19 protein-coding genes and 1 pseudogene are annotated in these 23349 nt (G+C 54.1%); 16 read left to right on the forward strand and 4 right to left on the reverse strand.

Annotation, left to right across the window (positions count from 1 at the left end; all coding sequences use genetic code 11):
- The first annotated feature begins 19 nt into the window (after positions 1-19).
- The 8 genes from KI379_RS29735 (at position 20) to KI379_RS29770 (ending at position 8991) form a co-directional block, all read left to right on the forward strand.
- The gene (locus tag KI379_RS29735) at positions 20-982 is read left to right on the forward strand and encodes a glycoside hydrolase family 43 protein (protein ID WP_212985827.1); all 963 of its coding nucleotides are present in this window, start codon (positions 20-22) and stop codon (positions 980-982) included.
- Between the two features lie 397 nt (positions 983-1379).
- Positions 1380-1808, forward strand: a complete 429-nt coding sequence (locus tag KI379_RS29740; protein WP_240913402.1) for a MarR family winged helix-turn-helix transcriptional regulator — start codon at positions 1380-1382, stop codon at positions 1806-1808.
- A 158-nt stretch (positions 1809-1966) separates the two neighbouring features.
- On the forward strand, positions 1967-3604 hold the full coding sequence (locus KI379_RS29745) for an MFS transporter (protein WP_212985828.1): 1638 nt from the start codon (positions 1967-1969) through the stop codon (positions 3602-3604).
- A 41-nt stretch (positions 3605-3645) separates the two neighbouring features.
- Positions 3646-4278, forward strand: a complete 633-nt coding sequence (locus tag KI379_RS29750) for an HlyD family secretion protein (RefSeq protein ID WP_212985829.1) — start codon at positions 3646-3648, stop codon at positions 4276-4278.
- A gap of 340 nt (positions 4279-4618) precedes the next feature.
- Positions 4619-5200 (forward strand): SLOG family protein, encoded by a 582-nt coding sequence (locus tag KI379_RS29755; RefSeq protein ID WP_076173566.1) that lies wholly within the window; start codon positions 4619-4621, stop codon positions 5198-5200.
- Between the two features lie 65 nt (positions 5201-5265).
- Positions 5266-6252, forward strand: a complete 987-nt coding sequence (locus KI379_RS29760) for a Gfo/Idh/MocA family protein (protein ID WP_089548558.1) — start codon at positions 5266-5268, stop codon at positions 6250-6252.
- Entirely contained in the window at positions 6246-6776 is a 531-nt protein-coding gene (locus tag KI379_RS29765; protein ID WP_244879493.1) for a hypothetical protein, read from the forward strand. Before KI379_RS29760 ends, KI379_RS29765 begins: the two co-directional genes overlap by 7 nt.
- 289 nt (positions 6777-7065) lie before the next feature.
- The gene (locus KI379_RS29770; protein ID WP_212985830.1) at positions 7066-8991 is read left to right on the forward strand and encodes a PAS domain S-box protein; all 1926 of its coding nucleotides are present in this window, start codon (positions 7066-7068) and stop codon (positions 8989-8991) included.
- A 106-nt stretch (positions 8992-9097) separates the two neighbouring features.
- Here KI379_RS29770 and KI379_RS29775 read toward each other — a convergent pair whose 3' ends face one another.
- Positions 9098-10543: an esterase-like activity of phytase family protein gene (locus tag KI379_RS29775; protein ID WP_212985831.1), complete on the reverse strand. Its 1446-nt coding sequence runs from the start codon at positions 10541-10543 to the stop codon at positions 9098-9100.
- A gap of 236 nt (positions 10544-10779) precedes the next feature.
- On the opposite strand from KI379_RS29775, the gene KI379_RS29780 reads away from it, so the two are divergent.
- Positions 10780-11373 (forward strand): nitroreductase family protein, encoded by a 594-nt coding sequence (locus KI379_RS29780; RefSeq protein ID WP_152398799.1) that lies wholly within the window; start codon positions 10780-10782, stop codon positions 11371-11373.
- A 138-nt stretch (positions 11374-11511) separates the two neighbouring features.
- On the opposite strand, the gene KI379_RS29785 is transcribed toward KI379_RS29780, so the two are convergent.
- Positions 11512-11706, reverse strand: coding sequence for a hypothetical protein (locus tag KI379_RS29785; protein WP_212985832.1), 195 nt, complete (start codon positions 11704-11706; stop codon positions 11512-11514).
- Positions 11707-11875: 169 nt separating this feature from the next.
- On the opposite strand from KI379_RS29785, the gene KI379_RS29790 reads away from it, so the two are divergent.
- The 3 genes from KI379_RS29790 to KI379_RS29800 all read left to right on the forward strand — a co-directional run bounded on the left by KI379_RS29790 (position 11876) and on the right by KI379_RS29800 (position 16224).
- Entirely contained in the window at positions 11876-14740 is a 2865-nt protein-coding gene (locus KI379_RS29790; RefSeq protein ID WP_244879494.1) for a family 78 glycoside hydrolase catalytic domain, read from the forward strand.
- Between the two features lie 300 nt (positions 14741-15040).
- Positions 15041-16057 carry a TIR domain-containing protein gene (locus KI379_RS29795; protein WP_076173574.1) on the forward strand — a complete coding sequence of 339 codons (1017 nt, stop codon included), beginning with the start codon at positions 15041-15043 and terminating at the stop codon, positions 16055-16057.
- A complete protein-coding gene (locus KI379_RS29800; protein WP_167372905.1) occupies positions 16054-16224 on the forward strand; it encodes a hypothetical protein in 171 nt (56 codons plus the stop codon). Before KI379_RS29795 ends, KI379_RS29800 begins: the two co-directional genes overlap by 4 nt.
- A gap of 135 nt (positions 16225-16359) precedes the next feature.
- Here the strand turns inward: KI379_RS29800 and KI379_RS29805 are convergent, their stop codons facing one another.
- Positions 16360-17268 carry an RCC1 domain-containing protein gene (locus KI379_RS29805; protein WP_212985833.1) on the reverse strand — a complete coding sequence of 303 codons (909 nt, stop codon included), beginning with the start codon at positions 17266-17268 and terminating at the stop codon, positions 16360-16362.
- A 24-nt stretch (positions 17269-17292) separates the two neighbouring features.
- Positions 17293-17976: a DUF6273 domain-containing protein gene (locus KI379_RS29810; protein ID WP_212985834.1), complete on the reverse strand. Its 684-nt coding sequence runs from the start codon at positions 17974-17976 to the stop codon at positions 17293-17295.
- A gap of 182 nt (positions 17977-18158) precedes the next feature.
- Here KI379_RS29810 and KI379_RS29815 point away from each other — a divergent pair.
- The 4 genes and pseudogenes from KI379_RS29815 to KI379_RS29830 all read left to right on the forward strand — a co-directional run bounded on the left by KI379_RS29815 (position 18159) and on the right by KI379_RS29830 (position 23343).
- Positions 18159-18950, forward strand: a pseudogene (locus tag KI379_RS29815) (TatD family hydrolase).
- Between the two features lie 299 nt (positions 18951-19249).
- Entirely contained in the window at positions 19250-20848 is a 1599-nt protein-coding gene (locus KI379_RS29820; protein ID WP_179232045.1) for a sensor domain-containing diguanylate cyclase, read from the forward strand.
- A 508-nt stretch (positions 20849-21356) separates the two neighbouring features.
- On the forward strand, positions 21357-22628 hold the full coding sequence (gene hflX, locus KI379_RS29825) for a GTPase HflX (RefSeq protein WP_076173579.1): 1272 nt from the start codon (positions 21357-21359) through the stop codon (positions 22626-22628).
- Positions 22629-22953: 325 nt separating this feature from the next.
- Positions 22954-23343 carry a YmaF family protein gene (locus KI379_RS29830; RefSeq protein ID WP_076173580.1) on the forward strand — a complete coding sequence of 130 codons (390 nt, stop codon included), beginning with the start codon at positions 22954-22956 and terminating at the stop codon, positions 23341-23343.
- Positions 23344-23349: the final 6 nt, after the last annotated feature.

The raw sequence follows: 23349 nt of genomic DNA on the forward strand, positions 1-23349 counted from the left end.
ACATAAAGGAGAGCCTGATATGGAGAGAAACGAAACTTACAACAACCCGGTCGTGGAGCAGCGGGCCGATCCATGGGTTTACAAGCATACGGATGGTTATTATTATTTCACGGCTTCTGTGCCGGAGTACGACCGGATCGAAATCCGCCGTTCCAAGACCTTGCAGGGTTTGGGTGAAGCCGAACCCGTTGTGGCATGGCGCAAATACGAGACCGGACCGCTGAGCGCGAACATCTGGGCGCCGGAGATTCATTTTATTCAGGGAAAATGGTACATCTACTTTGCGGCGGCGCGGACGACCGAGACCAATGACGGATTGTTCGACCACCGGATGTATGTCCTGGAGAACGACTCGGCCAATCCGCTGGAAGGAACCTGGACGGAGAAGGGAAAGATCCGCACCCAGTGGGAGTCCTTTGCGCTGGACGCGACCACCTTTGAGCATAACGGAGTGCTGTACTATGTTTGGGCCCAGAAAGACCCGGACATCGAGGGCAATTCAAATCTGTACATTTCGGAAATGAGCAATCCTTGGACGCTGCAGGGCAAACAGGTTATGATCTCGACCCCGGAGTTTCCGTGGGAAGTAATCGGCTTTAAAGTCAACGAAGGGGCGGCCGTACTGAAGCGGAACGGACGCATCTTCATCAGCTATTCGGCCAGCGCCACCGACCACAATTACTGCATGGGCCTGCTCTATGCCGACGAATCGGCGGATCTGCTCGATCCGGCCTCCTGGGTGAAGTCGCCGGAACCGGTATTCGCCACCAACGAGGAGAACGGGCAGTATGGGCCGGGACATAACAGCTTCACGGTATCCGAGGACGGGGAGGACGTCATCGTTTATCATGCCCGGAATTATAAAGAAATTATCGGCGATCCGCTGTACGATCCGAACCGGCATACGCGGATGCAAGTGTTCGGCTGGAATGAGGACGGGACGCCGAATTTCGGGGTGCCGGTGAAGGACGGAGAACGGTAATTTGTAATTGTACGTCAAATAAGATCTTGAGGAGTCTGCAGCTTGGCTGCAGGCTCTTTTTTAAATTGAAATGAATGCTAAAGGACGAATGGGGCGGGAAACGTCTGTTTTATAGTTTGAACTAAAGAAAACGATGCAAGCAAGGGAGAAAAATGATTCCGAAGAAGCGAAGCGTTCACATTTGGCTTTCGGATTTCTACCTTATGTGGGTTCCTATAAAATCAAGAAATCCGAAAACAAGAGTGATCGTAGGGACATTTTACGTACTTGCCCCATCATCCATTTCAATTTTATAAACTATGTTTGTCTGTCCTCGGCCCTCCGGATGCAAAGTCCCTTCGCGCAGTGGTATGATATATTTATGAGAGCGGTTTAGCGAGAGAAGAGGGGGAGGAAGTTGAACAAAGATCGACTGGATATGATCGAGTACCAGATCGCCCTGCTGGTCCGGCTGACGACGGCGCTCAGCCCCAGATTCGGGAACCTGGACCGGTCGGAGTATCTTCTGCTCAGCGAGCTGGAGCACGCGGGCCCGCTGGCGATCAACGTGCTGGCAGAGCATCTGCTGCTGAACCTGTCCACGGCCAGCAGGCAAATCGCCGTGCTGGAATCCAAAGATTACGTCAAGCGGTATCCGGACACGAACAATGGCCGAATCAGCCTCATTGAGATTACGCCCGGCGGGCTGGATATTCTCCACAAAGTCCAGAAAGCCAGACATGATGCGTACGCGGACATCCTCAAGGAATGGAACGGTGATGGGCTGCAGCACTTGGAGGACAGCCTGACCCGGCTTAACCGGGATTTGAAACAACGGCATAAGTAGATCAGGAAAAAGCTGTGGATTTATCCAATAGCTTTTTCTCGCTGCCTGCGAAAATCCCGTTGCCAGCTGATCCGCATATGTTGTATAATACAACTTGCTATTTACAAGTTGTTCTGCATACGGACGTAATCATATACAAGACGAAAGGAGGAATCCGGATGAGTCAACTCATTAGCACTCCGATGTCGGAGAAAGAAAGGGTGGCCGTTCCGCAGTATTTGATCATATCGCTGCTGACGATTTTTGCGATCGGGCCCCAATACTTCAGCAATCTGGCTTATACCATCAACCAGGTGATTATTCAGAACGGGCTGGATATGAGCTCGAATGATCTGCAGCTGCCGTCCACGCTGTCGAACCTGGCTTTCGCGCTCGGAGTACCGTTTGGACCGGTGCTGGCCCGCAGATTCGGCCTCAAGGCGCACTATCTAACGATGGTGTTTATTTTTTTGTGCGGCTCGTTGATCAACGCCGTGTCCACTGATGTGGCCGCCTTGACGATCGGGAAGGTGATTCAGGGCCTCAGCGCCGGTACGCTGTTTCTGGCGATTTTGCCGGTGAGCCTCCGTTCATTTCCGAACAAGATCCGCAATACATTTCTGTTTATGGTCATTACGGGCCTGTTTGGGGCCAGTGCCGTCGGAGCCTATTTCGGAGCCGTCTCCCTCAGCCTGGACGCCTGGCGCTGGCTGTACGTGCTGAACGTCGTCTCCGCCGTCCTCTGTCTGGCCGTCGGCTATTACGGCCTCCCGAAGTCGGAGGAGCATCACGGCGAGCACGAGCCATTGGATAAAACGGGAGTGTTTTTGTTTGTATTGACCATGATTTCGCTGGTGATTCCGCTGTGCAATTTAATGCAAAAGGGGTTCACTTCGTATGAGGTGTGGCCGTTTTTGGCCGTTGCCGCCATATTGGCGGTTCTGTTCGTCATCGTCGACCTCAGGGCCAAGACGCCGCTCGTTCCTTTCCGTACGCTGAAGGCGCCCAAGCCGATTTCGGGCACGATCATGGCGATCGCGTCCCATGCGGTGCTCATCTTTGCGATTGCGGGAATTACCGGCTTTTTGAAAAATAACGTCAGCTTGTCGCCAAGTTATTTGTCCCATTTTTTCCTGTGGTTCTTCGTCGGCATTCTGATCACGGCTATTTTGAAAACCCTGCTGTACGACCGGCTCGGCGCCGGCGTCCTGGGTTTTATCGGATCGCTGGCCATTATTTATGTCTGCCTCAGCTGGCGGAACCTGGTGCCTACGGTAACGCTGCCTAAGCTTTACTTCCAGGCCGCCTGCCTTGGCGGCGGCGTCAGCATGGCTCTGGTCAGCGGAGCGCTCGGCACGGCCCTCGCGGGGGATATTCACAAAGCCTCCATGCGCTCCACGACGCTGCATACGATGCGAAATATCGTCGGCGCGGTGCTGTCTCCGCTGCTGGGCTGGTATTTGAGCCGTCAGAACACCATGAATTACGAGCAGATCCGTTCCCATCTGGGCGAGTTCGATGCCGAAACGAAGCTGGAGCTGGCACAGATGACCCGGAAGCTGATGGGATCCGGAATGACGGCGGCCCAGGCGCAGAGCACGGCTTCCTATGAGCTGATTGCTAATACGAAGCGGGCGGCCATCCTAGGAGCGTACCATCACTTGTTTACGATGATGCTGGTTCTTGCAGTCATTATATTGCTGGCGTCGATCGGAAAAATCGTGACAGGCAAAGGCCTTTCGCTGGTGCAAAAGCCGAAAAAGCCGCTTGCCCTGCCGGGTCCCAAGGAAAGAGTAACAGCGGATTTCCATTCTTAAGATAAATTCAGAATAGAACGATATGGAGGAGAACAGGCAAGATGAACATTCGTTTAATCATCGGAAATGTTGTGGGCGTGCTGGTCGTGTTTGTACTGATCGCAGCCGGCGCCTATGTTTATTACCAAAATGAAAACTACATCAAAACAAGCGACGCGGTCGTGTCCGCGGACATGATGCCCGTCGTATCCACTTACAGCGGTGTGCTGACCGACTGGCATGTCAAGACCGGATCGAACGTGACGAACAAGGACGTTGTCGGCACCGTATCCGACGGAACGAAGGCCGTACCGGTCAGCACCCGGATGAACGGTAAAATCATCAAGAGCGATGCGCGGAAGAACGAGCTGGTTCAGGCGGGACAGGTGCTCGCACAGGAAGCCGACTTGGATCATATGTACATCATCGCCAATATTAAGGAGAAGGACCTGAAGGACCTGAAGGTCGGCCAAAGCGTCGATATTAACGTGGACGGAGATTCGGGCAAAACGTTCAGCGGAACGGTCGACGAAATCGGCTATGCAACGACCTCGGTATTCTCGGTGCTTCCGCAGCAAAGCTCAACCGGCAGCTACACCAAGGTCACCCAGAAGGTGCCTGTCAAAATTTCGATCAACCAGCCTTCGGATAAAGTGCTTCCCGGCATGAACGCCGAAGTGAAAATTTCTTTGTAATCTATATAAGTTGAAACATTGAAATGGATGATGGGGCAAGTACGTAAAATGTCCCTGCGATCGCTCTTGTTTTCGGATTTCTTGATTTTATTGAACCTACGGTTTAACTTATATATATTTCTGTAAAGGGGTACCTCCCCGCCACGATGGATTGGCGGCGGGTGCCTTTTTTGGCTGTCCCCTGCCGCTATCACTTCAACAAGGGAAGGAGCGGCACCGAGCACAATCTGAATTTGCGGTGGAAGCCGCAAGGCAAAACAAGGTATGATAGAAGGAATGAATTACTCGCGGATCATCTGTTGAGGAAGAGGCATTCCAACTAAGTTAAGGTGTTGATGGTATGAAAAATTGTCTGGTCACCGGATACCGGGCGCATGAGCTGAACATCTTTGGGCAGAAGCATCCGGGCATTCCGTATATTAAGCAGGCGATTACGGCCAAGCTGATTCCGCTCCTTGAAGAGGGACTGGAGTGGGTCATCACCCCGGGGCAGTACGGCGTGGACCTGTGGGGCATCGAGGCGGCTATTGCGCTGAAAGAGCAGTATCCAGAGCTCAAATGCTCGATCATTTCGGCCTTTGCCAGCCCGGAAGAGAAGTGGAAGGAAGACAAGCAGGAGTATTACCGGCAAATTCTCAGAGAGATCGACTATTACGGCGTCGTCAGCAACCAGCCCTACAGCGGCCCGTGGCAGTTTGCAGCCAGGGATGATCTGCTGTTCCGGAAGACGGACGGCATCGTGCTCGTATATGACGAAGATGCAGGCGAGGGCACCGGCAAATTTTATAAGGAGAGAGCCTTGAAGAAGCAGCAGGAAGAGGGCTATGAGTATATTAACATCAGCTCTGAAGATATTCAGTCGATGGTGGGCGAGGCCGCTCATGACATGGATTCCGAAGTAGACAGCTTCTTTGGGGAATGAGACAATATAGTCATCGTGAGTATTCACAAAGACAGAACTGACAAGTTAGGAGAGGAAGCGAGAAGATGATACGATTCGGGGTAATCGGAACCAACTGGATTACGGAGCGGTTTCTGCAGGCTGCCGCGGAGAATGACCAGTTTCAGCTTGCCGCAGTATATTCCCGGACCCTGGAAAAGGGAGAGGCTTTTGCCGCGGAGCACGGATCTCCGCGGGTGTTCACGGATCTCGAGGCAATGCTGTCGGACGGGGTTGTAGACGCGGTCTACATCGCCAGCCCGAACTCTTTTCACGCGGACCAGGCGATCCTGTGCATGAACCACGGCAAGCATGTGCTGTGCGAGAAGCCGATGGCTTCGAACAGCTTGGAACTGAAGCGGATGATCGAGGCGGCCCGCAGCAATGACGTGCTGCTCATGGAAGCGATGAAGTCCACGCTGATGCCGAATTTTAGAATCATGAAGGACAACCTGTACAAAATCGGCCAGATCCGGCGGTATTTTGCCAGCTACTGTCAATATTCCTCGCGCTATGACGCCTTTAAGGAGGGGACGGTGCTCAACGCCTTCAATCCCGAGTTTTCCAACGGTTCACTCATGGACTTGGGCATATACTGCATCTATCCGATGGTTTCGCTCTTTGGCCGGCCTGAATACGTGAAGGCGACAGGTATCATGTTGTCATCAGGCGTGGATGGAGAAGGCAGCATGGTGCTGCGCTATCCGGAGATGGACGCGGTCATCATGTATTCGAAAATATCCGACTCCTTCCTGCCCGCCGAAATTCAGGGTGAGAACGGAACGATGGTCATCGACCGGATCAACCAGCCTTATGAAGTGAAAATCCAGTACAGGGACGGCACGGTCGAGGACCTCACGCAGCTGCAGACCCATGAATCGATGTACTATGAGCTGGACGAGTTTATCCGGCTGATCGAACGCGGTAAACGCGACAGCAAGATCAATTCTTTGGAGAGCTCCCTCATCGTCGCGGAAATTATGGAGGATGCGAGACGCCAGATCGGTCTCAAATATGCGGCAGACGTATGGTGATGTTCGATCCGAGCATTTTCGACAACCTGAAGGTGGCGGTGGAGAACCTGGTCTACGACCTGGACAACCTGGACGGTGCGGTTCGCGTCACCGGCCGCGACGACCGGATGGAAATGTCGGTCATGTCGAAGGAATTTGCCATTCGGTTCGTGCGCAGCGGGAACGAAGCGGTGACTGCAGAGATCGGCCTTGCCGCCTCGCTGGCCGATTTGGCCGCGGAGCTGCTGGAGCAAAAGGAGGCACAGCCAGGGTGCACGATCCGAATCCGCTTTGATATGGAAGTCGGTCCGCAGGGCGAGGAATGTGCTGTCATCCAGAGCCTGCTGGAACAGCGGTGGCCGGAGCAGTCGGTATCCCAGACGCTCAGCTGGCGCTATGGCGATGAGACAAAACGCTTGTCGAATACGGCGGAAATCCGGTTTGACCGGAAAATCGGCGAGGAACAGATGGAGGATCTGCCGGGGCTGCTGGAGCATGTCGTCCGGACCCTTGACGAACTGACCGCGCTGCTGAAATCCGAATAAACGCAAGGAAGCCTGCAGATCTGCAGGTTTTTTCTTTCTGCCGATTTATCATTACGTTCGCTATAGCATTGCCTTCCGGCAAAGGTTGGAACTATAAATTTCGCCACATTTCTGTCATAATGATCGTCAAAGAGGTTTCAAAATCGTCAATTTTGTTTATATCTCTTTATAAGCATGCTTATGCTTATTTTGGTTTGTCAGGGGTCGGACTACAGTTCCTTTAAGATATAAACGCGATGGAGAGAAAAATACAAAAACCAGGCTGTACTACCATGGCAGGAGGCGCAAAATGAACAGAGTACAGAATGAAGAGGAGTATTCTTATTTACAGCATGTGTACCAAAATGCTCCTTTTGGTGTTGCCGTGATTACCGTCCGGGGAGAATGGGTTCAAGCAAACCCGGCGCTCACCCGCATTCTGGGATATTCCTGGGAGGAACTTCAGCAACAGCGTTTTGAAAGATTGATTTACCGCGAAGATCTGGAAACCAATTTGAGCCAGGTGAAGACGCTTATTCAAAATTATCCCGAGCAGACTTCCGTCGAAATCGAAGGCCGCTACATCCGGAAAGATGAGAGAACCGTGTGGGCGGCCGTGCATATTTCCATTATGCCGGACGCGGAGGGAAATCCCGAACATTACATAGTCGTTTTGAACGATATTTCCCATACGAAGGCTGCCGAGCAGAAGCTGCAGGAAACCGTCGAGCGGTATACCTCCCTAAAAAGATATAACCACGACGCGATCATTTCACTCGATTTAAATGGAAATATTTTGAATGCCAATACCCGAGCCGAGCAGATGACCGGCTGCAAGGTCAGCGAGATGGCGGGCAGGAGCATTGCGCGCTTTATCGGGGAGCGGAACCTGCAGCGGGTGTTGAAGGAAGCGCTGAACAACCCGACCGTAGAGCAGGATATCAAGACGCTCCGGCATAAGGACGGCCACATGGTGGAGGTCATCACGACGCTGGCACCCATCATCATCAACAACAAAAATGTGGGCTTCTATATCATTGCCAAGGATTTCACCGAGCAGCGGCAGCTCATTATGGCCAAGGAGCTGGCGGAAAGTACGAATAAAGCGAAAAGCGAATTTCTGGCGATGATGAGCCATGAGATCCGGACGCCGATGAATGGTGTCATCGGAATGACGGATTTGCTGGAGACGACGACGGACCTCGACGATGAGCAGAAGGAATATATTGAAATTATCCGCAAGAGCGGTGAAACGCTGCTGGCCATCATCAACGATATTCTGGATTTTTCCAAGGTGGAAGCCGGTATGACGGAACTGCAGGAGGATATGTTCGATCTGAAGCAGTGCATCCAGGAAACGTTCGATATGGTGTCCGCCAAGGCGAGCGCCAAACAGCTGGAGATGTCCTTTACCGTTGAGGACGACATTCCGGAGATGCTCTTCGGGGATCCCAAGCGGATCAAGCAGGTTCTGATGAACCTCGTGGGCAACGCGGTGAAGTTTACGCTTCATGGAGGGATTACGGTCAGCGTCCGGAAGGTGTTCGAGGAGGACGAGCTGATTGATCTGGAATTCAAGGTATCGGATACGGGCATTGGCATTCCGGATAACAAGCTGGAAGCGATCTTCGAACCGTTCTCCCAGGTGGACAATTTCATGACACGCAATTATGAAGGAACCGGGCTGGGGCTGGCCATCAGCAAGAAGCTCGTGAACGTCATGGGCGGCCATATATGGGTAGAGAAAAAGGAAGGACCCGGAACGACCTTTGTGTTTACGGTCCTTCTCAAGAATCGGCAGGAGCCTGAGCATGCCAATAGCTGCGAACAAAAGGAAACATCCGACACCGATCCGCTCAACATCCTGATTGCGGAGGACAATGAGATCAACCAGATCGTGCTGCGCAAAATGCTGGAGAAGCAGGGCCATGCGGTGACCGTCGTCACCAACGGCCACGATGTGCTGCGGGCGGCCGAAAACACGACGTATGACATCATCTTCATGGACGTCCAGATGCCTGGCATGAACGGACTGGAGACGACCCGCAAGCTTCGGGCGACCCTGCCGAAGGACAGTTGCCCGATGATCGTGGCGGTCACGGCCAACGCGCTGAAGGAGGACCGGGATATTTGCCTCGGGGCAGGGATGGACGAATACATCAGCAAGCCCGTCAAAAGCCAGCCTGTTCTTGCTGTATTGGAGCAGGTCAAGCGAAAGGTTGGCAGCCGGCGGTAACGGCAGGGCGAAGATTGACCGCCAATTCCTAGACGGGTTTTCGCGGAACCCAAAAAGACCGGCCACGGAGGAAGCCTCCATGGCCGGTCTTTTATGGATTTGCGCCTTATTTTAAATCGTAGGGAAGCTCGAAGGTCCACAGGTCCGTACCGTTTTCCTTGGCATCGGGATTGGTGACGCCAAAGTCATTGTCGTTCACGATGACCAGCGTATGTCCGTTCACGAGCGAGATGCCTTCGATTTTCTCGTTCGGATAGTTGAATTCCACCGCATCGAGCACAGTCCGCTTGAGCGGCGTCATAATGCCGGCTTGGCGAAGCTCGGCCGGGCTCATCTGCTCCAGCGTTTTGCCGCTGGGTCCCGCCTCGTCATACTTGCCGAGAATGTTGGTTGCATCGGTCAGGTTGATGGCATAAATCCGTTTGAGCTGGGCGGCATCGCCGGCATTTTTGTCGCGTTCGTCGATCAGCAGGGTGTTCTCATCGATGACGTTAAGATCAGAAATGACGATATCGGATTGCTTCAAGCCCTTGAACTGGCCAGCGTCTTCAGTAAGATAGGCGTATTCGGCCACCGGCTTGAGAGTGGCCAGGTCGAACTTCAAAATGCGGAGTGCCCGGGAATTATCGACGCTCTTGTCGGGATTCCGCAGCGGGCTCTGCATAGCCATAAACATCCACTTCCCGTCCGGCGTAATTCCGACCGCTTCTGCACCGCGGTTCTGGCGGCGGTCCAAATAAACCGCAGGCAGCGTATCCTTCAGCGGCAGCGCTGCCGTGTTCAGCTCGTAGCTGATCCCTTGGGGCGCCAGGCGCTGCACCAGCGTACCGTCGCGTTTTACCTGTACAAGGTAAGGGCCGTACTCGTCGGAGATCCAGAATGTATCGTCCTGCGGGTTATAAGCAAGCCCTTCGACATCAAGTCCATAAGGATCGTAAGAGATGACTTTCTGGGCGGTTGTCTCATAAGGGACCTCGTCCCGGGATTTTAGGTTCGGCAGTCCTGTAATCTTGCTGCTGCCCGTCACGGGATCTGTTCCGTTGATTTTGAGCGGAATGGTCTCAAGGACGGCGATTTTCCCTTGATCCAGCTGGATTTTATAGATGGACGGCGTATAGTTCGGCAGCGGGAACGTCCGGCGGGTCTCGCCGTTTACGTCGATTTCCCCGTTCGGGCCGCGGTCAGCCGTCGTATAGAAGACGTTATCCGGGTCGCCCGGGATATGTGCCAGCGAGGAGCCGATGCCAAATTTGATGCCCTCCGCCAGATCCGCATGATCCAACGTGTATTTACCGGTCAGCTTGGGCTTGTCCGTAAAAGAAGCCGTTTGGCGAACTTCGTCCCAGTCGACATACTTGCCGAGCAGGTTGCCGAGGTCGCGGATCGGAAAATACAGGTGATCCTGCTGCTCAACGGCAGGGATGGACGGTGTAAACGACTGTCCATTAACAGAATACTTCACATCGGCCGGTGCTGCCGATGCGCTCTGAAGCAGGGCTGTGCCCCCCACGGACAAGGCCGCGAGGGCGGAAACGAACCATTTTTTTGTCATAGTGATGAACCCCTTCCCGAAGGATATGTATAAACAGCTTGTCTGCTTCAGTGTACGCTTGCAGTGTTAACGCATCATTATCGGAACGTCACCGCAGGGTAAAAGGGGGTAAACCTCCGTCTTCACGCAGCTTGGAGAAGCCCGGGAATCGCCGGGTTAGAAATCGCGGTCCGTTTTTTGCTACAATAGTACACAGGACTTGAATAAGCATTCTTAAAGAGAGTGGGGAATGAGATATGAACGTATCGGAAGCGATCCGCTCCAGACGGAGCATCGGGAAAGTGACGCAGGAGGAAGTGCCTGCCGCCTCCATTGAACAAATCCTGGAGGCGGGCACCTGGGCGCCGAACCACCGGATGACCGAGCCATGGCGCTTCTTCGTCCTTCGCGGGGAAGGACGGGAATTGCTCGGCAACGCATTGGCGGAAGTCGCTGTAGAGCAGGCGGGCGGACCGGGATCCCCGGAAGCCGAAGCAGCGGCGGAATCGGCCCGGCAGAAGCCGATGCGCGCTCCGGTTGTCATCGCGGTGGCGGTCACGCCGAAGGATCACCCCAAGGTGATTGAACTGGAGGAGTACGGAGCGGTGTTCGCGGCGATCCAGAATATGCTGCTGGAAGCCCATGCTCTGGGCCTCGGAGCGATCTGGAGAACTGGCGAGCCGACATACCACGCCAAGATGAACGAGCATTTCGGTCTTGGCCCGAACGACAAGGTACTCGGCTTTATTTATCTGGGCGTTCCGGCTGAAGGACAGGCGCCTCAAGGCAAACGCACGCCTTACCAGGATTTGACCGTCTGGGTGGACCGGGCGGATGCATTAAAGAAATAGAGGGTGGCTGAATAATCCGTCTGCTCTTATGCGGAAGAAGAGCCTGCGCGGCAAGCGCGGGCTTTTTTTCGTGAAACGGGAAGATGACCCGTCAGGGGGAGCCTATTTCATAAAATGCGGTTGGATAGACGCCAAACATCATTCGTTCGTCCACCTTTCTAAATCAATATAGCATTGCTCGATGGAGCAGCTTTTCAGTATATGTTCAGGGGTTAATTGATGGGGATCCCACATCGCCTTGCCTTCGATTTGTAACCATAACGAAGCTTCTCTAAGAATGGAAAAGAATTCGTCCAATTTGCCATCCGTTATATTCCTGATTTCCAGCCTCAAATCTTCCTCCTCCTTACCATCAATAACATAACCGCAAATTCAAGGCGTACAGCTACAATGCTGTGTTTTCCATTCTACACCGAGTGACTGAATTCCTTGAGTTGAATTTCACCGCTTTACTTGACAACAGGGCAGTGATTGTACAAAGCTAAGGGCAGAGAGGAGGCTTATGATGGATAAGCATTGGAAGGCAATGTGGATTTGGGGAGAGGGAGAGCCGAGCCCCCGGAATGAATGGAGGTGCTTCCGCAAGACCTTTGCCTATGAGGGGGACACGGGACGGCCCGTATCGCTCAGCATCACCGCAGACTCGCGCTACGTCCTTTTTGTAAACGGTTACCTGGCCGGCAGGGGAACGACGCGCTCTTGGCCGAAGGAGCAGATGTATGATACATACAGCATCGGGCACCTGCTGCGTCCGGGGGCGGACAATACGATTGCGGTGCTTGTCCTTCATTTTGGACTGGCCAATTTTTATTATCTCGCCGGGCGCGGCGGACTGATCGCCCAGGTGGAGTACGGGGACGAGGTGATCGCCGCCACGGACCGGACCTGGAGAACGGCCAAGCTGGCGGCCCAGGACAGCACTTCTCCGCGGATGTCTTGTCAGCAGGGATTTGCCGAAGTGTATGACGCCAGGCTGTGGGATGAGGCATGGAACCAGCCGGGATACGATGACGCCTCCTGGAGTGCCGCGTTGGAAATTGGCCCGGCAGGCACGCAGCCGTGGACGCGGCTCATTCCAAGGGACATCCCGTTCCTGACGGAAGAGAAGAAGTACCCGTCCAAGGTGATGTCTTTGGCCCGCGTCAAGGCACCAAGGTTCACGGCCGCCATCGACCTGCGGAACCAGATGGTGAAAGACAGCATCACGCACGCCAATCCGGTGGGCTTTACCGGCCTCTTGGCTGCGGTACTGGTCATGGAAGAGGATGGCGAAGTAGCCATCGGCTTTCCGACCGGCACGCGGGCCGACGATCTGTACGTCGACGGCATCCGCTGCAACCCGGCACATGTGGATCAGCCGGAAACATACTACACGCTGACCTTGGGCAGCGGGAGTCATCTGCTGCTGATGGACATTACGTCCGGCGACCATGGCTCGGTGTTCCACATCGGAGTGGACAGTGAGGCGGCGTTTACGCTGAGGGCTCCACTTCACGCGGCACGAAATGAGGAGGGCAATCCGTTTACGGCCGTCGGCCCTTTCGATGCGGTTGAGTATATCGATTACAAGGACGGCCGGGAGCTCCGCAGGGACGATCCGGACTATTTACGGCTGAAGACGATCCGGACCGAGCAGGAGCTTCAGGGCTATGAACGCTGGATGCAGCCCGTGTCGAGACAGCTGTATTCGGCCGTGGATGTATTCGGGGCCAATGTGTGGCGGACGCTGAGCGAAAAACACCGGGTGCCGCAGGAGCTGCAATTTGCGGTACTGCCGACGCAGAACTTCGCACAGCTCGAGGCGTTCCCCGATGGTGACTGCGAGATCGTGATTGATCTGGGCAAGGAGCGTTCCGGTTTTATCGGCTTCGAACTGGACGCGCCGGAAGGCACGGTCATTGATGCGTACGGGGTCGAATACATCAAGGACGATTACCGGCAGCATACGTACGGCCTCGAAAATACGTTCCGTTATATATGCCGGTCCGGCCGCCAGTCCTACCTGTCGCCTGTCCGCCGCGGCTTCCGGTACTTGATTCTGACCATCCGCGAACAGCGTGGTCCGGTGAAGCTTCACGAAGTATACATCCGTCAGAGCACGTATCCCGCCGCCGAGATCGGCGCGTTCCGCTGCTCGGACGCCCGGCTGAACGATATTTGGGACATCAGCCGTCACACGACCCGGCTGTGCATGGAAGACACGTTCATCGACTGTCCTTCCTATGAGCAGGTGTTCTGGGTCGGGGACAGCCGCAATGAGGCGCTCGTCAATTATTATGTGTTCGGCGTGACCGACATCGTCAAACGCTGCCTGCGGCTGGTTCCGGGATCGGCAGACATGACGCCGCTGTATGTGAACCAGGTGCCGAGCGCCTGGAACAGCGTGATCCCGAACTGGACCTTCTTCTGGGCCATCGCCTGCCGCGAATTTATTTCCCATACGAACGACACGGCGTTTGCGGCGGAAATCTGGCCGGCGGTTCAGCTGACCATGGAGGCCTACCTGGAACATCTGAACGGGGACGGACTGCTGGAGATGAAGGGCTGGAACTTCCTGGACTGGGCTCCGATCGATCAGCCGCGCGAAGGCATCGTGACCCATCAGAACCTGTTCTTGGCCAAGGCGCTGCGCGATGCGGCAGCCATTGCGGCGGCGGCCGGGCAGAAAGGGACGGCCGCCGCATATGAGGAAGCATCCGGTCGGCTGACGGAAGCCATTAACCGGCATCTGTGGTCCGATGAACGCCACGCCTATCTGGACTGCATCCATGCGGACGGCCGCCGTTCCGATACTTTCAGCATGCAGACCCAGGTGGTCGCCTACCTGTGCGGGGCCGCTTCCGGCGGCAGAAAAGCGCTGATGGAAGCCTATTTGAAGTTTCCTCCCGCGGATTTCGTGCAGATTGGCAGCCCGTTCATGTCCTTCTTCTATTACGAGGCGCTGGAGGAAGCCGGCCAGTTCGAGCTGCTGCTCGCCGACATTCGGGCCCATTACGGGCAGATGATCGATAACGACGCCACCACCTGCTGGGAGATGTACCCGAACTTCAGCGAAAACCGGGCCAATCCGAACCAGCTTACCCGGAGCCATTGCCATGCCTGGTCCGCCGCCCCGGGATATTTTCTGGGCGAATGCATTCTCGGCGTAAAACGGCTTGAGGACGGATGGAGCAAGGTGGCGGTCGCTCCCCAGCCGTGCGGACTAAGCTGGGCCAGTGGGACCGTTCCGCTGCCGGCCGGCGGCGAAATCCGCGTCCGCTGGAACGTTTCGGACAACCGGATGACGCTGCGCGTAGAGTCTCCGGCCGATGTGGAGGTCGAGGTGCGTTTTCCGGAAGGAATGCAGGGTGAAGTTGAGCTGGTATAGCGGAAAAGGATATCATTCAAGCGTTTATGGTGGAGACGTACCTTATACGGCAGATGCTGTCGGTGAGGCAGGTCGTCCGTTCCCGGTACTTGGCTTGTACACGAAGGCTGCGGTTCAGCAGGGCTGTCCGCAGTCCTTTACTTTTTGTAACCTTTTTATATAGACAAGTTCTGTCAGGCATACATAGCAAACTTTGAAATCATGGGCGGACTTTCGTAAGCGCGAAAAGTAACAGTCATTGAATCTACCATGCTATGATATACTGATAATAGGTAGATTATGGATGTTCTGGAGGGAGTTATGGACAAACCTTTCGTTTTCATCGGCTCATCCAGGGAAGCCATTCCGATCGTGAATGCGGTGCAGGAGGAACTGGAGCACTACGCGGTCGTGACTCCTTGGCATAGAGGAGTGTTTCACGCCAACCGTTATACGATGGAGGACTTGGAAGCCCAGATCCAGGGTAGCGATTTTGCGGTTTTTGTGTTCCACCCTGATGACGTGACGCTCGTGCGGGGTAAGTTATATTATACAGCCAGAGATAATACGGTGTTTGAGATGGGCTTGTTTTGGAGTAAACTGGGGAGAGAACGGGTATTTTTTCTCGTTCCGTCGCATATTCCTGAGCAGGAGGATGAGGAGGAGGAACGGATTGAAGGCTTTAAGACGCCTTCGGATCTGTTCGGCATGACCACGCTCACCTATCAGATGAACCCGCGCAACTGGAATGCGGCCGTGGGCGTCTCGTGCAGTAAAATCGGCAGCATGATCGAGCATTGGGGCAGCAAACAGAGCGATCCTTACGATCTGCTCCGTGAATCCGAAGAGGAGAGGGACAGGCTGCTGAAGATTATCGGCTTTTTTGAGGAATTGAATCATAAGCCTGCACTCGATACGGATATTTACAACCGGATCTGCCGGGCGCTGCGGCTGTCGTTTATTTCCACGCCGTATACGGTCAGCGGCACAGCACTTTTCAAAGCCGGGGACCGTACAATAAAGCAGGTCGGCAGCGACGGGGTTGGCGAAATCGGCTATGAATATTCCTTGGATGCCAATGTCAACCTGAGACCGGGAGAAGAACCGATCCATGTGGTGGACGTTCACGCCAGCGGAAATGTGACATTTAGTCAACGAAATCGCAAATCGGTTGTGAAGGAATATATCTTGTGTTATCCTTTAGCGAGAAGATACGTGTTCACGGTCCACCTGAGAGGTTCCGTCCAGGTCACGGAGCAGATTTTTGAGGAGATATGTTATCTCAATAAAGCGTTACTGGATTCAATTCATGATTTATTAGGAGGGGAATCGTCATGAGTCAACGACACAGACCCACATTTCGCAAATATGGTCTTAGGAGTCCGGCGATCCTGCCTCTGAGCGGGCTGAAGAAAGTGGTAGCCCCGTCCGTTGACGGCCCAGACGAAACGTATACCGTTCTCTTTGAGAAGAAGGCGGAATACGGCAAACCCGTATACAAATAATGACGCTAGACCGCACTCCGTCAGGATGCGGTCTTTTTATATGATCGGGCGGTGTCAACCCGCCTGATTCAATGTCGCATACCCCTTGCCTAATTCGAAGTCCGGCTCATGTTTTCGTGTGGAATGTCAAGTTATTCATATTGATAACGAAGTGCCGGGCAGCAGGATGCCGCTCCAGCCGCTGACATCGCACTGGCCATATTCGTTGTGACCCACAGCCGTCACCGTGCCATCCGATTTCAGGCCGACGGTATGCGTACATCCCGCCGCGACGGCCACCATATCGCGCCAGCCGCTGACATCGCACTGGCCATATTCGTTGTGACCCACAGCCGTCACCGTGCCGTCCGATTTGAGGCCGACGGTATGATAACTGCCCGCCGCAATCGCCACCATTCCGCTCCAGCCGCTTACATCGCATTGACCATGCTTATTCAGACCCACAGCCGCCACCGTACCATCCGAGTGAAGCCCGACGGTATGAAGGTAACCTGCGGCTGTTGCAACGATGCCGCTCCAGCTGCTAACATTGCATTGGCCATACCGATGATTACCTACAGCCGTTACCGTGCCGTCCCATTGAAGACCCACGGTATGCCAGTCACCCGCTGCGACCGCAGCGATATCACGCCAGCCGCCAACGTCGCATTGGCCTTCATGGTTTCGGCCCACGGCTACTACGGTGCCATCCGATCGCAGGCCGACGGTACGGCGCCAGCCTGCCGCAACCGCTGCAATATCGCGCCAACCGTCTACGCTGCATTGGCCATGCTTATTCCAACCCGCCGCGACCACCGTACCGTCCGACTTCAGACCGACGGTATGAGCATTGCCTGTGTTCGCCGCCATATGAACATTACCGGCCGCAACCGCCACCAGATCACGCCAGCCGCTTACATCACATTGGCCGTATTTATTATCGCCCGCAGCTGTTACCGTGCCGTCAGATTTTAGACCAACGGTATGACGAGGACCCGCCGCTATAGCTTGCCTAGGCCACTGTTTCACCTTTAACGCCGCTTCTTTCGATGTCATGCCATCCATGTCTGCCTCCCTTAAAAACAAGACTTAGGAAAGATTTATTTTTATAGCAGGACGTACGCCATATCCGCTTATGCTGTTATTCCCATAGCTGCGAATACTGCAGCCTGTCCCTACAAAATACGCGCGTGAAGGCTTGTTACCTTGGGTTCGCAGCCACCACCAGGAGCAGCCGGCTTCTTCGCCTTCCTTGAGGATATAGTTGTCTTTGTTCGATTTGTCATATACATATAAGCGGCATCCATCGGGCTTTTTTGTCTTGGCAAAATCGGTTCCAACCGCACGCCTCACATCCTTGCCGTGAACCCCGGATAAGTTCTCTAGCTCGGCAGCGCTAAGCAGAAAAACCTTGTCCTCTGTGTCCGGGCAGCCCTCTCCGTTGTCCGTGCAAGGTGTCGTCTTAATGAACTGCTTTTCGGCGTCACTAAATGCGGCGTTATAGAATTCATCGTTCAGCCACTCGCGCAAATCGCAGTCCTGCCAAGTCATTTCCATGCATTCGCGCCATTTCAGATCCGCGTTCTTGCCGTGATACCTCCTGCAGTCCAAAATATACTCGCTCAAAACAAACAGCTCGCTTCCTGAATGATGAAGAACACGCCATTGAATTGCCAGTTTTTGACCGTCTGCCGACTGCGGATACGTGCCGAACGTAATGATTTCGCCGGGCTTTAAGTTCCGGTGCGTAAAAGCTAAATGATCCTTTTCCATGAAGTTTTCCTCCTCCGTTTTTCAATTCAACTTCGATCATATAACATTCATGCAAGATTTCATTTGAAATGCCAGGAATCCTTGTGCAGAGGATTGTTGTCCCCTATAATATTGGTGCCGTACTTTATGGTTTGACTTTAAGGTAGATGCCTTAAGATAGATAACGAAAGGATTTGGCAGCCATGACTTTACCGATCATTGATATCGGCGTTAACCTGATGAATTCATCGTTCGACCGGGACCGGTAGGAGGTGTTGGCCCGGGCCGCTGAAGCGGGCGTAGAGCAGCTGATCATAACCGGAACGTCTGTGGAGAGCAGCGAGGAGGCGGCGCACTACGCAAAGTCGTATCCTGGCAGGCTGTTCTCGACGGCAGGCGTTCATCCGCATGACGCCAAGGACTGCGGACCGGATACGGCGGAGCGGCTGCGGCGGCTGGCCGTGCTGCCTGAGGTGGTGGCGATCGGCGAATGCGGGCTGGACTACAACCGGGATTTTTCCCCGCGCGACGTGCAGCGCCGCTGGTTTGAGGAGCAGCTGCGTCTGGCGGAAGAGCTGGACATGCCGCTGTTTCTGCATGAACGGGACGCGAATGCCGATTTTTCCGCGATGCTGAAAGACCACCCGGCATTGATTCGGCGCGCGGTTGTGCATTGTTTTACGGGCAGCGCAGAAGAGCTGTACACCTACCTAGAGATGGGGCTGCACATCGGCATCACCGGCTGGATTTGCGACGAGCGGCGGGGCGGGCATTTGCGTGAGCTCGTCCGGGACATTCCACTGGACCGCCTGATGATCGAGACCGATGCGCCTTATCTGACACCGCGTGATCTGCGGCCGAAGCCGAAGAGCGGACGGAACGAGCCCGCTTTCCTGGCGCACATTCTCGGGGTCATCGCCGACTGCAGGGGGGAAGAGCCTGCGGCGCTGGCTGCGGCTACGGTAAGGACGACCCGGCGCTTTTTCGGAATTTAAAAGGCGGCATAACGCCGCTCTAACGCTGGACATCCCAGGACAGCCGCAGCGGGCAGCCGACCAGGCTGCCCTTTTTTAAGAGATAAGAAAGTAAATTTTCGGAGCTTCTGCTTCCTGATCTCGCAAGAAAAACTTCCTCTAGACGCGGTCTGTCTTCTTTGAAAGTACGTCGATAGACGTTTTTCTTATTACGGCAGATGGCACAACACGCTATAGATGCACTTCCGGCGTTCATGTATAATGTAAAGCGTCACGATGCGACATCTTTTTCTATTTTTAGACTCAAGGTGGATATAACGTTGAAATATTTGATCCAAAAAGGTTTTACGCTCCGGTTTACGATCAGCCTGCTTGTCATTATTGCGATCCTGCTTACGATGCTGACCAGCATCACTTCAGCCGTTCAAGTCAACCGCGCCTCCTTAATTGGCAATTATCTTCAGAATAACGAGCAGTATGCCAAAAAGCTGGCTTCCAATACGAACGAGCTTCTCGTTACGATGCAGCAAAATATCAATGCGATTGCCAAAATATCCGGACGGAGCCAGGAGATGGACGCCCAGCTCTTTGACGATCTGTTTCAGGAGAATACGCAGTATTTCAACTCTATAGTCGTTGCGGACGCCGACCGCATCGTCCGGGCGCTCAGTCCGCATACGATCGGCATTGAAGTCGGGGATCAGCTGACCTCGGCCCAGAGCAAAATGGCGGTTTCCTTGAAAGCGCCTTTTATTTCGAACCCCTACCGGGCGACGACAGGGAGGTACATTATCCTCATTTCGGCACCAATCGTCGATGCATCCGGCGCTTATCAAGGGTTTGTCGGCGGAACGATTTATCTCGAAGATAAAAACGTGCTCAGCACGATGCTGAAGGAGCACTTTTTCGGCAACGGGTCTTACGTTTACGTAGTGGAGAAGAACGGGGCCATCATTTTTCATCCGGACAAGCAGCGAATCGGCAAATCGGTCATCAGCAATCCGGTCGTGAAGAACGTCCTGATGAAAAAAAGCGGGTCGCAGCGGGTGACGAATTCCGAAGGGGGCCAATTCTTTGCGGGTTACGCTTATGAACCGAGCAGCTCGTGGGGGATTATTTCCCAGACGCCGACGTCGGTCATTGACAAGCCGCTTCATGATTTGATCAAAAGGGTGCTTCTCGCCTCCCTTCCGTTCCTGCTGCTGATCCTCATTTTGGGATGGTGGGTGGCCAGCCGCATTGCCAAACCGCTCAATACGCTGGCTCAATTTTCCGACCAGGCCACGCTCGGCTCGGCACGCCCGCAGAACGTTCCCGACATTAAATCGGCTTATTATGAGGTCAGGCTGCTGTCGCAAAGCGTCAAAATCGCGTTCCAGCACTTGAATCAGGATTTGACCCAGCTTCGGAACGAGGCGGGCGTCGACGAGCTGACCGGGCTGGCCAACCGGAGGACGCTGGATACGGTGCTGCAGCAGTGGACTGAGTACCATGTGCCCTTTGCAGTCATCTTAATAGACATTGACCACTTCAAGGGAGTCAACGATACCTATGGGCATGTGCTCGGCGATCAGGTGCTGAAGCACTTGGCCCAGCTGATGCGAAACGTGTCCTTGGAAGGGGATTTGTGCTTCCGCTATGGGGGCGAGGAATTCGGGATTCTGGTGCAGCGCAGCGGGCCGAGGGAAGCCGGCGTGGTGGCCGAACGCTTAAGAAAAGAGATGGAGAGAACCGTGAACCCGATCGGAGTGCCGGTGACGATCTCGGCCGGCGTAGCGGCGTATCCCGAGCATGGCCGCTCACCGCGCGATTTGATTCTGAAAGCGGACGAGGCGCTGTACCGCTCCAAGACGGGCGGGCGCAACCGCGTCACGCTGTCTGGGGAAGCGGAGGTTAAGCAGGTACGATCAGGAAGGTAGCGGCAAATCTTTTCATCTTTTTGGTAATTGGGAATTGTATCCGCTGCGCTGTTGTGTTAACATGGGGATACTTATAATGATCGGAGGGTTCGAATAAGATATGTACTACATCAAATTCCGTTTTTTCACTTTGTGCCGCTAACTGAATAGTGCTCAAAGGCTCTGCCCCTGTGCGGAGCGAACGGGATTGGTCTGCATATCTTTTGGAACCCGATATATACGTGCCGAGTGTGCTCATTGTTTTGAGTATGCCGGGTGTATGAGAGGGAGGGCGATCCGCCCTCTTTTTGCTGTCTTCAGGCAGCCGTAGGGCGTTCCTCATGCAATAACATAAAACCAGCCTGATTGGAGAATGCTTAGGACACCTTAAGCTTGACGGGCAGCTGTCATCGAGCAAGGGGGTTCTTCTTTTCCAGCGCTGATATATCCGTTCGCTTTAAACCACAGGGTACAGCCTGCGGTTTTTTCGTTTCATCGAACAATTCAAGCTAATCCGGAGGTAAAATATATGGAACCCATTCAACAAAAAGCGATACTGGTCGGCGTGAATCTGAACAATCAGCCCGATTTCGAATACTCCATGGAGGAGCTCGGCAATTTGGCCGAAGCCTGCGAGGTGGAGGTCGTTGGGCAGCTGACGCAAAATATGGAGCGCGTCAACAAATCCCATTACATCGGTACCGGGAAAGTTGAGGAACTGGGCGGCTTATTCCGGGGACTCGAGGCGAATCTGATCATTTTCAACGACGAGCTCTCGCCGTCGCAGCTCCGCAACCTGGAAGCGGATCTGGAGTGCAAGGTCATCGACCGGACGATTCTGATTTTGGACATTTTCGAAAAAAGGGCCAAAACGCGGGAAGCCCAGCTTCAAGTGGAGGTTGCTCAGCTGCAGTATATGCTGCCGCGCCTCGTTGGCCTGCGCGAGTCTCTCGGACGGCAGGGCGGCGGCGTCGGCATGCACAACCGCGGCTCAGGCGAAACGCGGCTGGAGCTGGACCGCCGCCGGATCGAGGAGAAGATCAGCGCCTTGAATAAGGAGCTGGAATCGCTGGTGTTTCAGCGGCAGACGCAGCGGAAGCAGCGGAAGAAAAACGAGCTTCCGGTCGTGTCGCTGGTCGGCTATACCAATGCGGGCAAATCGACAATCATGAATGCTATGCTGGAGGCCTATTCTGCGGCCGGACCGACCGGCGAGAAGGCGGTATTCGAGAAGGATATGCTGTTCGCCACGCTGGAAACGTCCGTGCGGAGCATACAGCTGGAGGATCATAAATCCTTTCTGCTCACCGACACGGTCGGGTTCGTCAGCAAGCTGCCCCATCATCTCGTCAAGGCGTTCCGGTCAACGCTGGAGGAAGTGTCCGAGGCGGACCTGCTCATCCATGTCGTGGATTACTCGAACCCGAAGTATGAGCAGCTGATCCGAATTACGGAGGACACGCTGAAGGACATCGGCGTTACGGACATTCCGACCATCTTTGCTTATAACAAATGCGATCTGGCGGGCGTGGACATTCCAGAGGTCAAGGAGAAAAGCGTCTATCTGGCAGCCAAGCCGAGAATCGGGATGACCGAGCTGGTGGATCTGATCCGCAGCTCTGTGTTCAAGGATTACGTCACCTGCGAAATGCTGATCCCGTATGACCGGGGCCAGGTGGTTTCGTATTTGAACGAGCATGCCAGCATCCACGCGACCGAGTATGAAAATGAAGGTACACGGCTCTCGCTGGAATGCCGGCTTCAGGACTTTGAGAAATATCGCGAATACGTTATAGAATAATGCGGAATTAAACGTCTATCGACGTACGTTCGCCGGAGACCGAAAGCATTGGTTCAGCTCCGCTGAAAATTTATGAATTCTATCATCTACAAAAAACCTGCCGATTCACGACAATCTGGTGTCGTGACCGGCAGGTTTTTTGCTGCCCGTCCATCGGATGGATGACCGCCAGGGCTGAACGTTTCAACCGTTTGTAAGATTTTTAACCATAAACCATATTTCTGCATAATGGAACAGGCTAACGCCATATGATTTCTGCGTATGATGAAGCCGATGTTTTTTTGCTTGATCAAACCGATAACTTGAATCATAGGAGGTTAGTCAATTGGAAATCCCAATCACAGGTTTGCTGTTTCATTCTGAAGGTTCCGGTTCCGAGCATCATCACAGCCTGCTTATTACATCGTGGGACGGAAGGCCGGTCCGGGTCCATGTTCATCCGATTTCAGGTGATACTTCGTTTGACGTGGGGCACTATCATCACTACGCCGGAACAACAGAACCTGCCCCCAGCGGCGTTCCCCATGTCCACCGTTATCATGTGGAAACATCTTTTAACGATCAGCATGTTCATTATATTCAAGGGACGACGGGACCGGCCATTCCTTTGCCGGGAGGCGGGCATTATCACGATTTTGCGGGTTATACCACGGTAAACGGCAGAATCCCGCACTCGCATCGGTACGGAGGCAGAACAGGGAACGAGGAGGATTAAGCCGAT

Source organism: Paenibacillus cineris, assembly GCF_018333335.1.
Classification (GTDB): domain Bacteria; phylum Bacillota; class Bacilli; order Paenibacillales; family Paenibacillaceae; genus Paenibacillus_AQ; species Paenibacillus_AQ favisporus.

Coding starts and splice junctions, on each gene's coding strand:
- KI379_RS29795 (WP_076173574.1), top strand. CDS start 15,041: ATGGACAAACCTTTCGTTTTCATCGGCTCATCCAGGGAAGCCATTCCG.
- KI379_RS29775 (WP_212985831.1), bottom strand. CDS start 10,543: ATGACAAAAAAATGGTTCGTTTCCGCCCTCGCGGCCTTGTCCGTGGGG.
- KI379_RS29765 (WP_244879493.1), top strand. CDS start 6,246: ATGGTGATGTTCGATCCGAGCATTTTCGACAACCTGAAGGTGGCGGTG.
- KI379_RS29750 (WP_212985829.1), top strand. CDS start 3,646: ATGAACATTCGTTTAATCATCGGAAATGTTGTGGGCGTGCTGGTCGTG.
- KI379_RS29755 (WP_076173566.1), top strand. CDS start 4,619: ATGAAAAATTGTCTGGTCACCGGATACCGGGCGCATGAGCTGAACATC.
- KI379_RS29735 (WP_212985827.1), top strand. CDS start 20: ATGGAGAGAAACGAAACTTACAACAACCCGGTCGTGGAGCAGCGGGCC.
- KI379_RS29770 (WP_212985830.1), top strand. CDS start 7,066: ATGAACAGAGTACAGAATGAAGAGGAGTATTCTTATTTACAGCATGTG.
- KI379_RS29805 (WP_212985833.1), bottom strand. CDS start 17,268: ATGGATGGCATGACATCGAAAGAAGCGGCGTTAAAGGTGAAACAGTGG.
- KI379_RS29760 (WP_089548558.1), top strand. CDS start 5,266: ATGATACGATTCGGGGTAATCGGAACCAACTGGATTACGGAGCGGTTT.
- KI379_RS29790 (WP_244879494.1), top strand. CDS start 11,876: ATGATGGATAAGCATTGGAAGGCAATGTGGATTTGGGGAGAGGGAGAG.
- KI379_RS29800 (WP_167372905.1), top strand. CDS start 16,054: ATGAGTCAACGACACAGACCCACATTTCGCAAATATGGTCTTAGGAGT.
- KI379_RS29780 (WP_152398799.1), top strand. CDS start 10,780: ATGAACGTATCGGAAGCGATCCGCTCCAGACGGAGCATCGGGAAAGTG.
- KI379_RS29745 (WP_212985828.1), top strand. CDS start 1,967: ATGAGTCAACTCATTAGCACTCCGATGTCGGAGAAAGAAAGGGTGGCC.
- KI379_RS29810 (WP_212985834.1), bottom strand. CDS start 17,976: ATGGAAAAGGATCATTTAGCTTTTACGCACCGGAACTTAAAGCCCGGC.
- hflX (WP_076173579.1), top strand. CDS start 21,357: ATGGAACCCATTCAACAAAAAGCGATACTGGTCGGCGTGAATCTGAAC.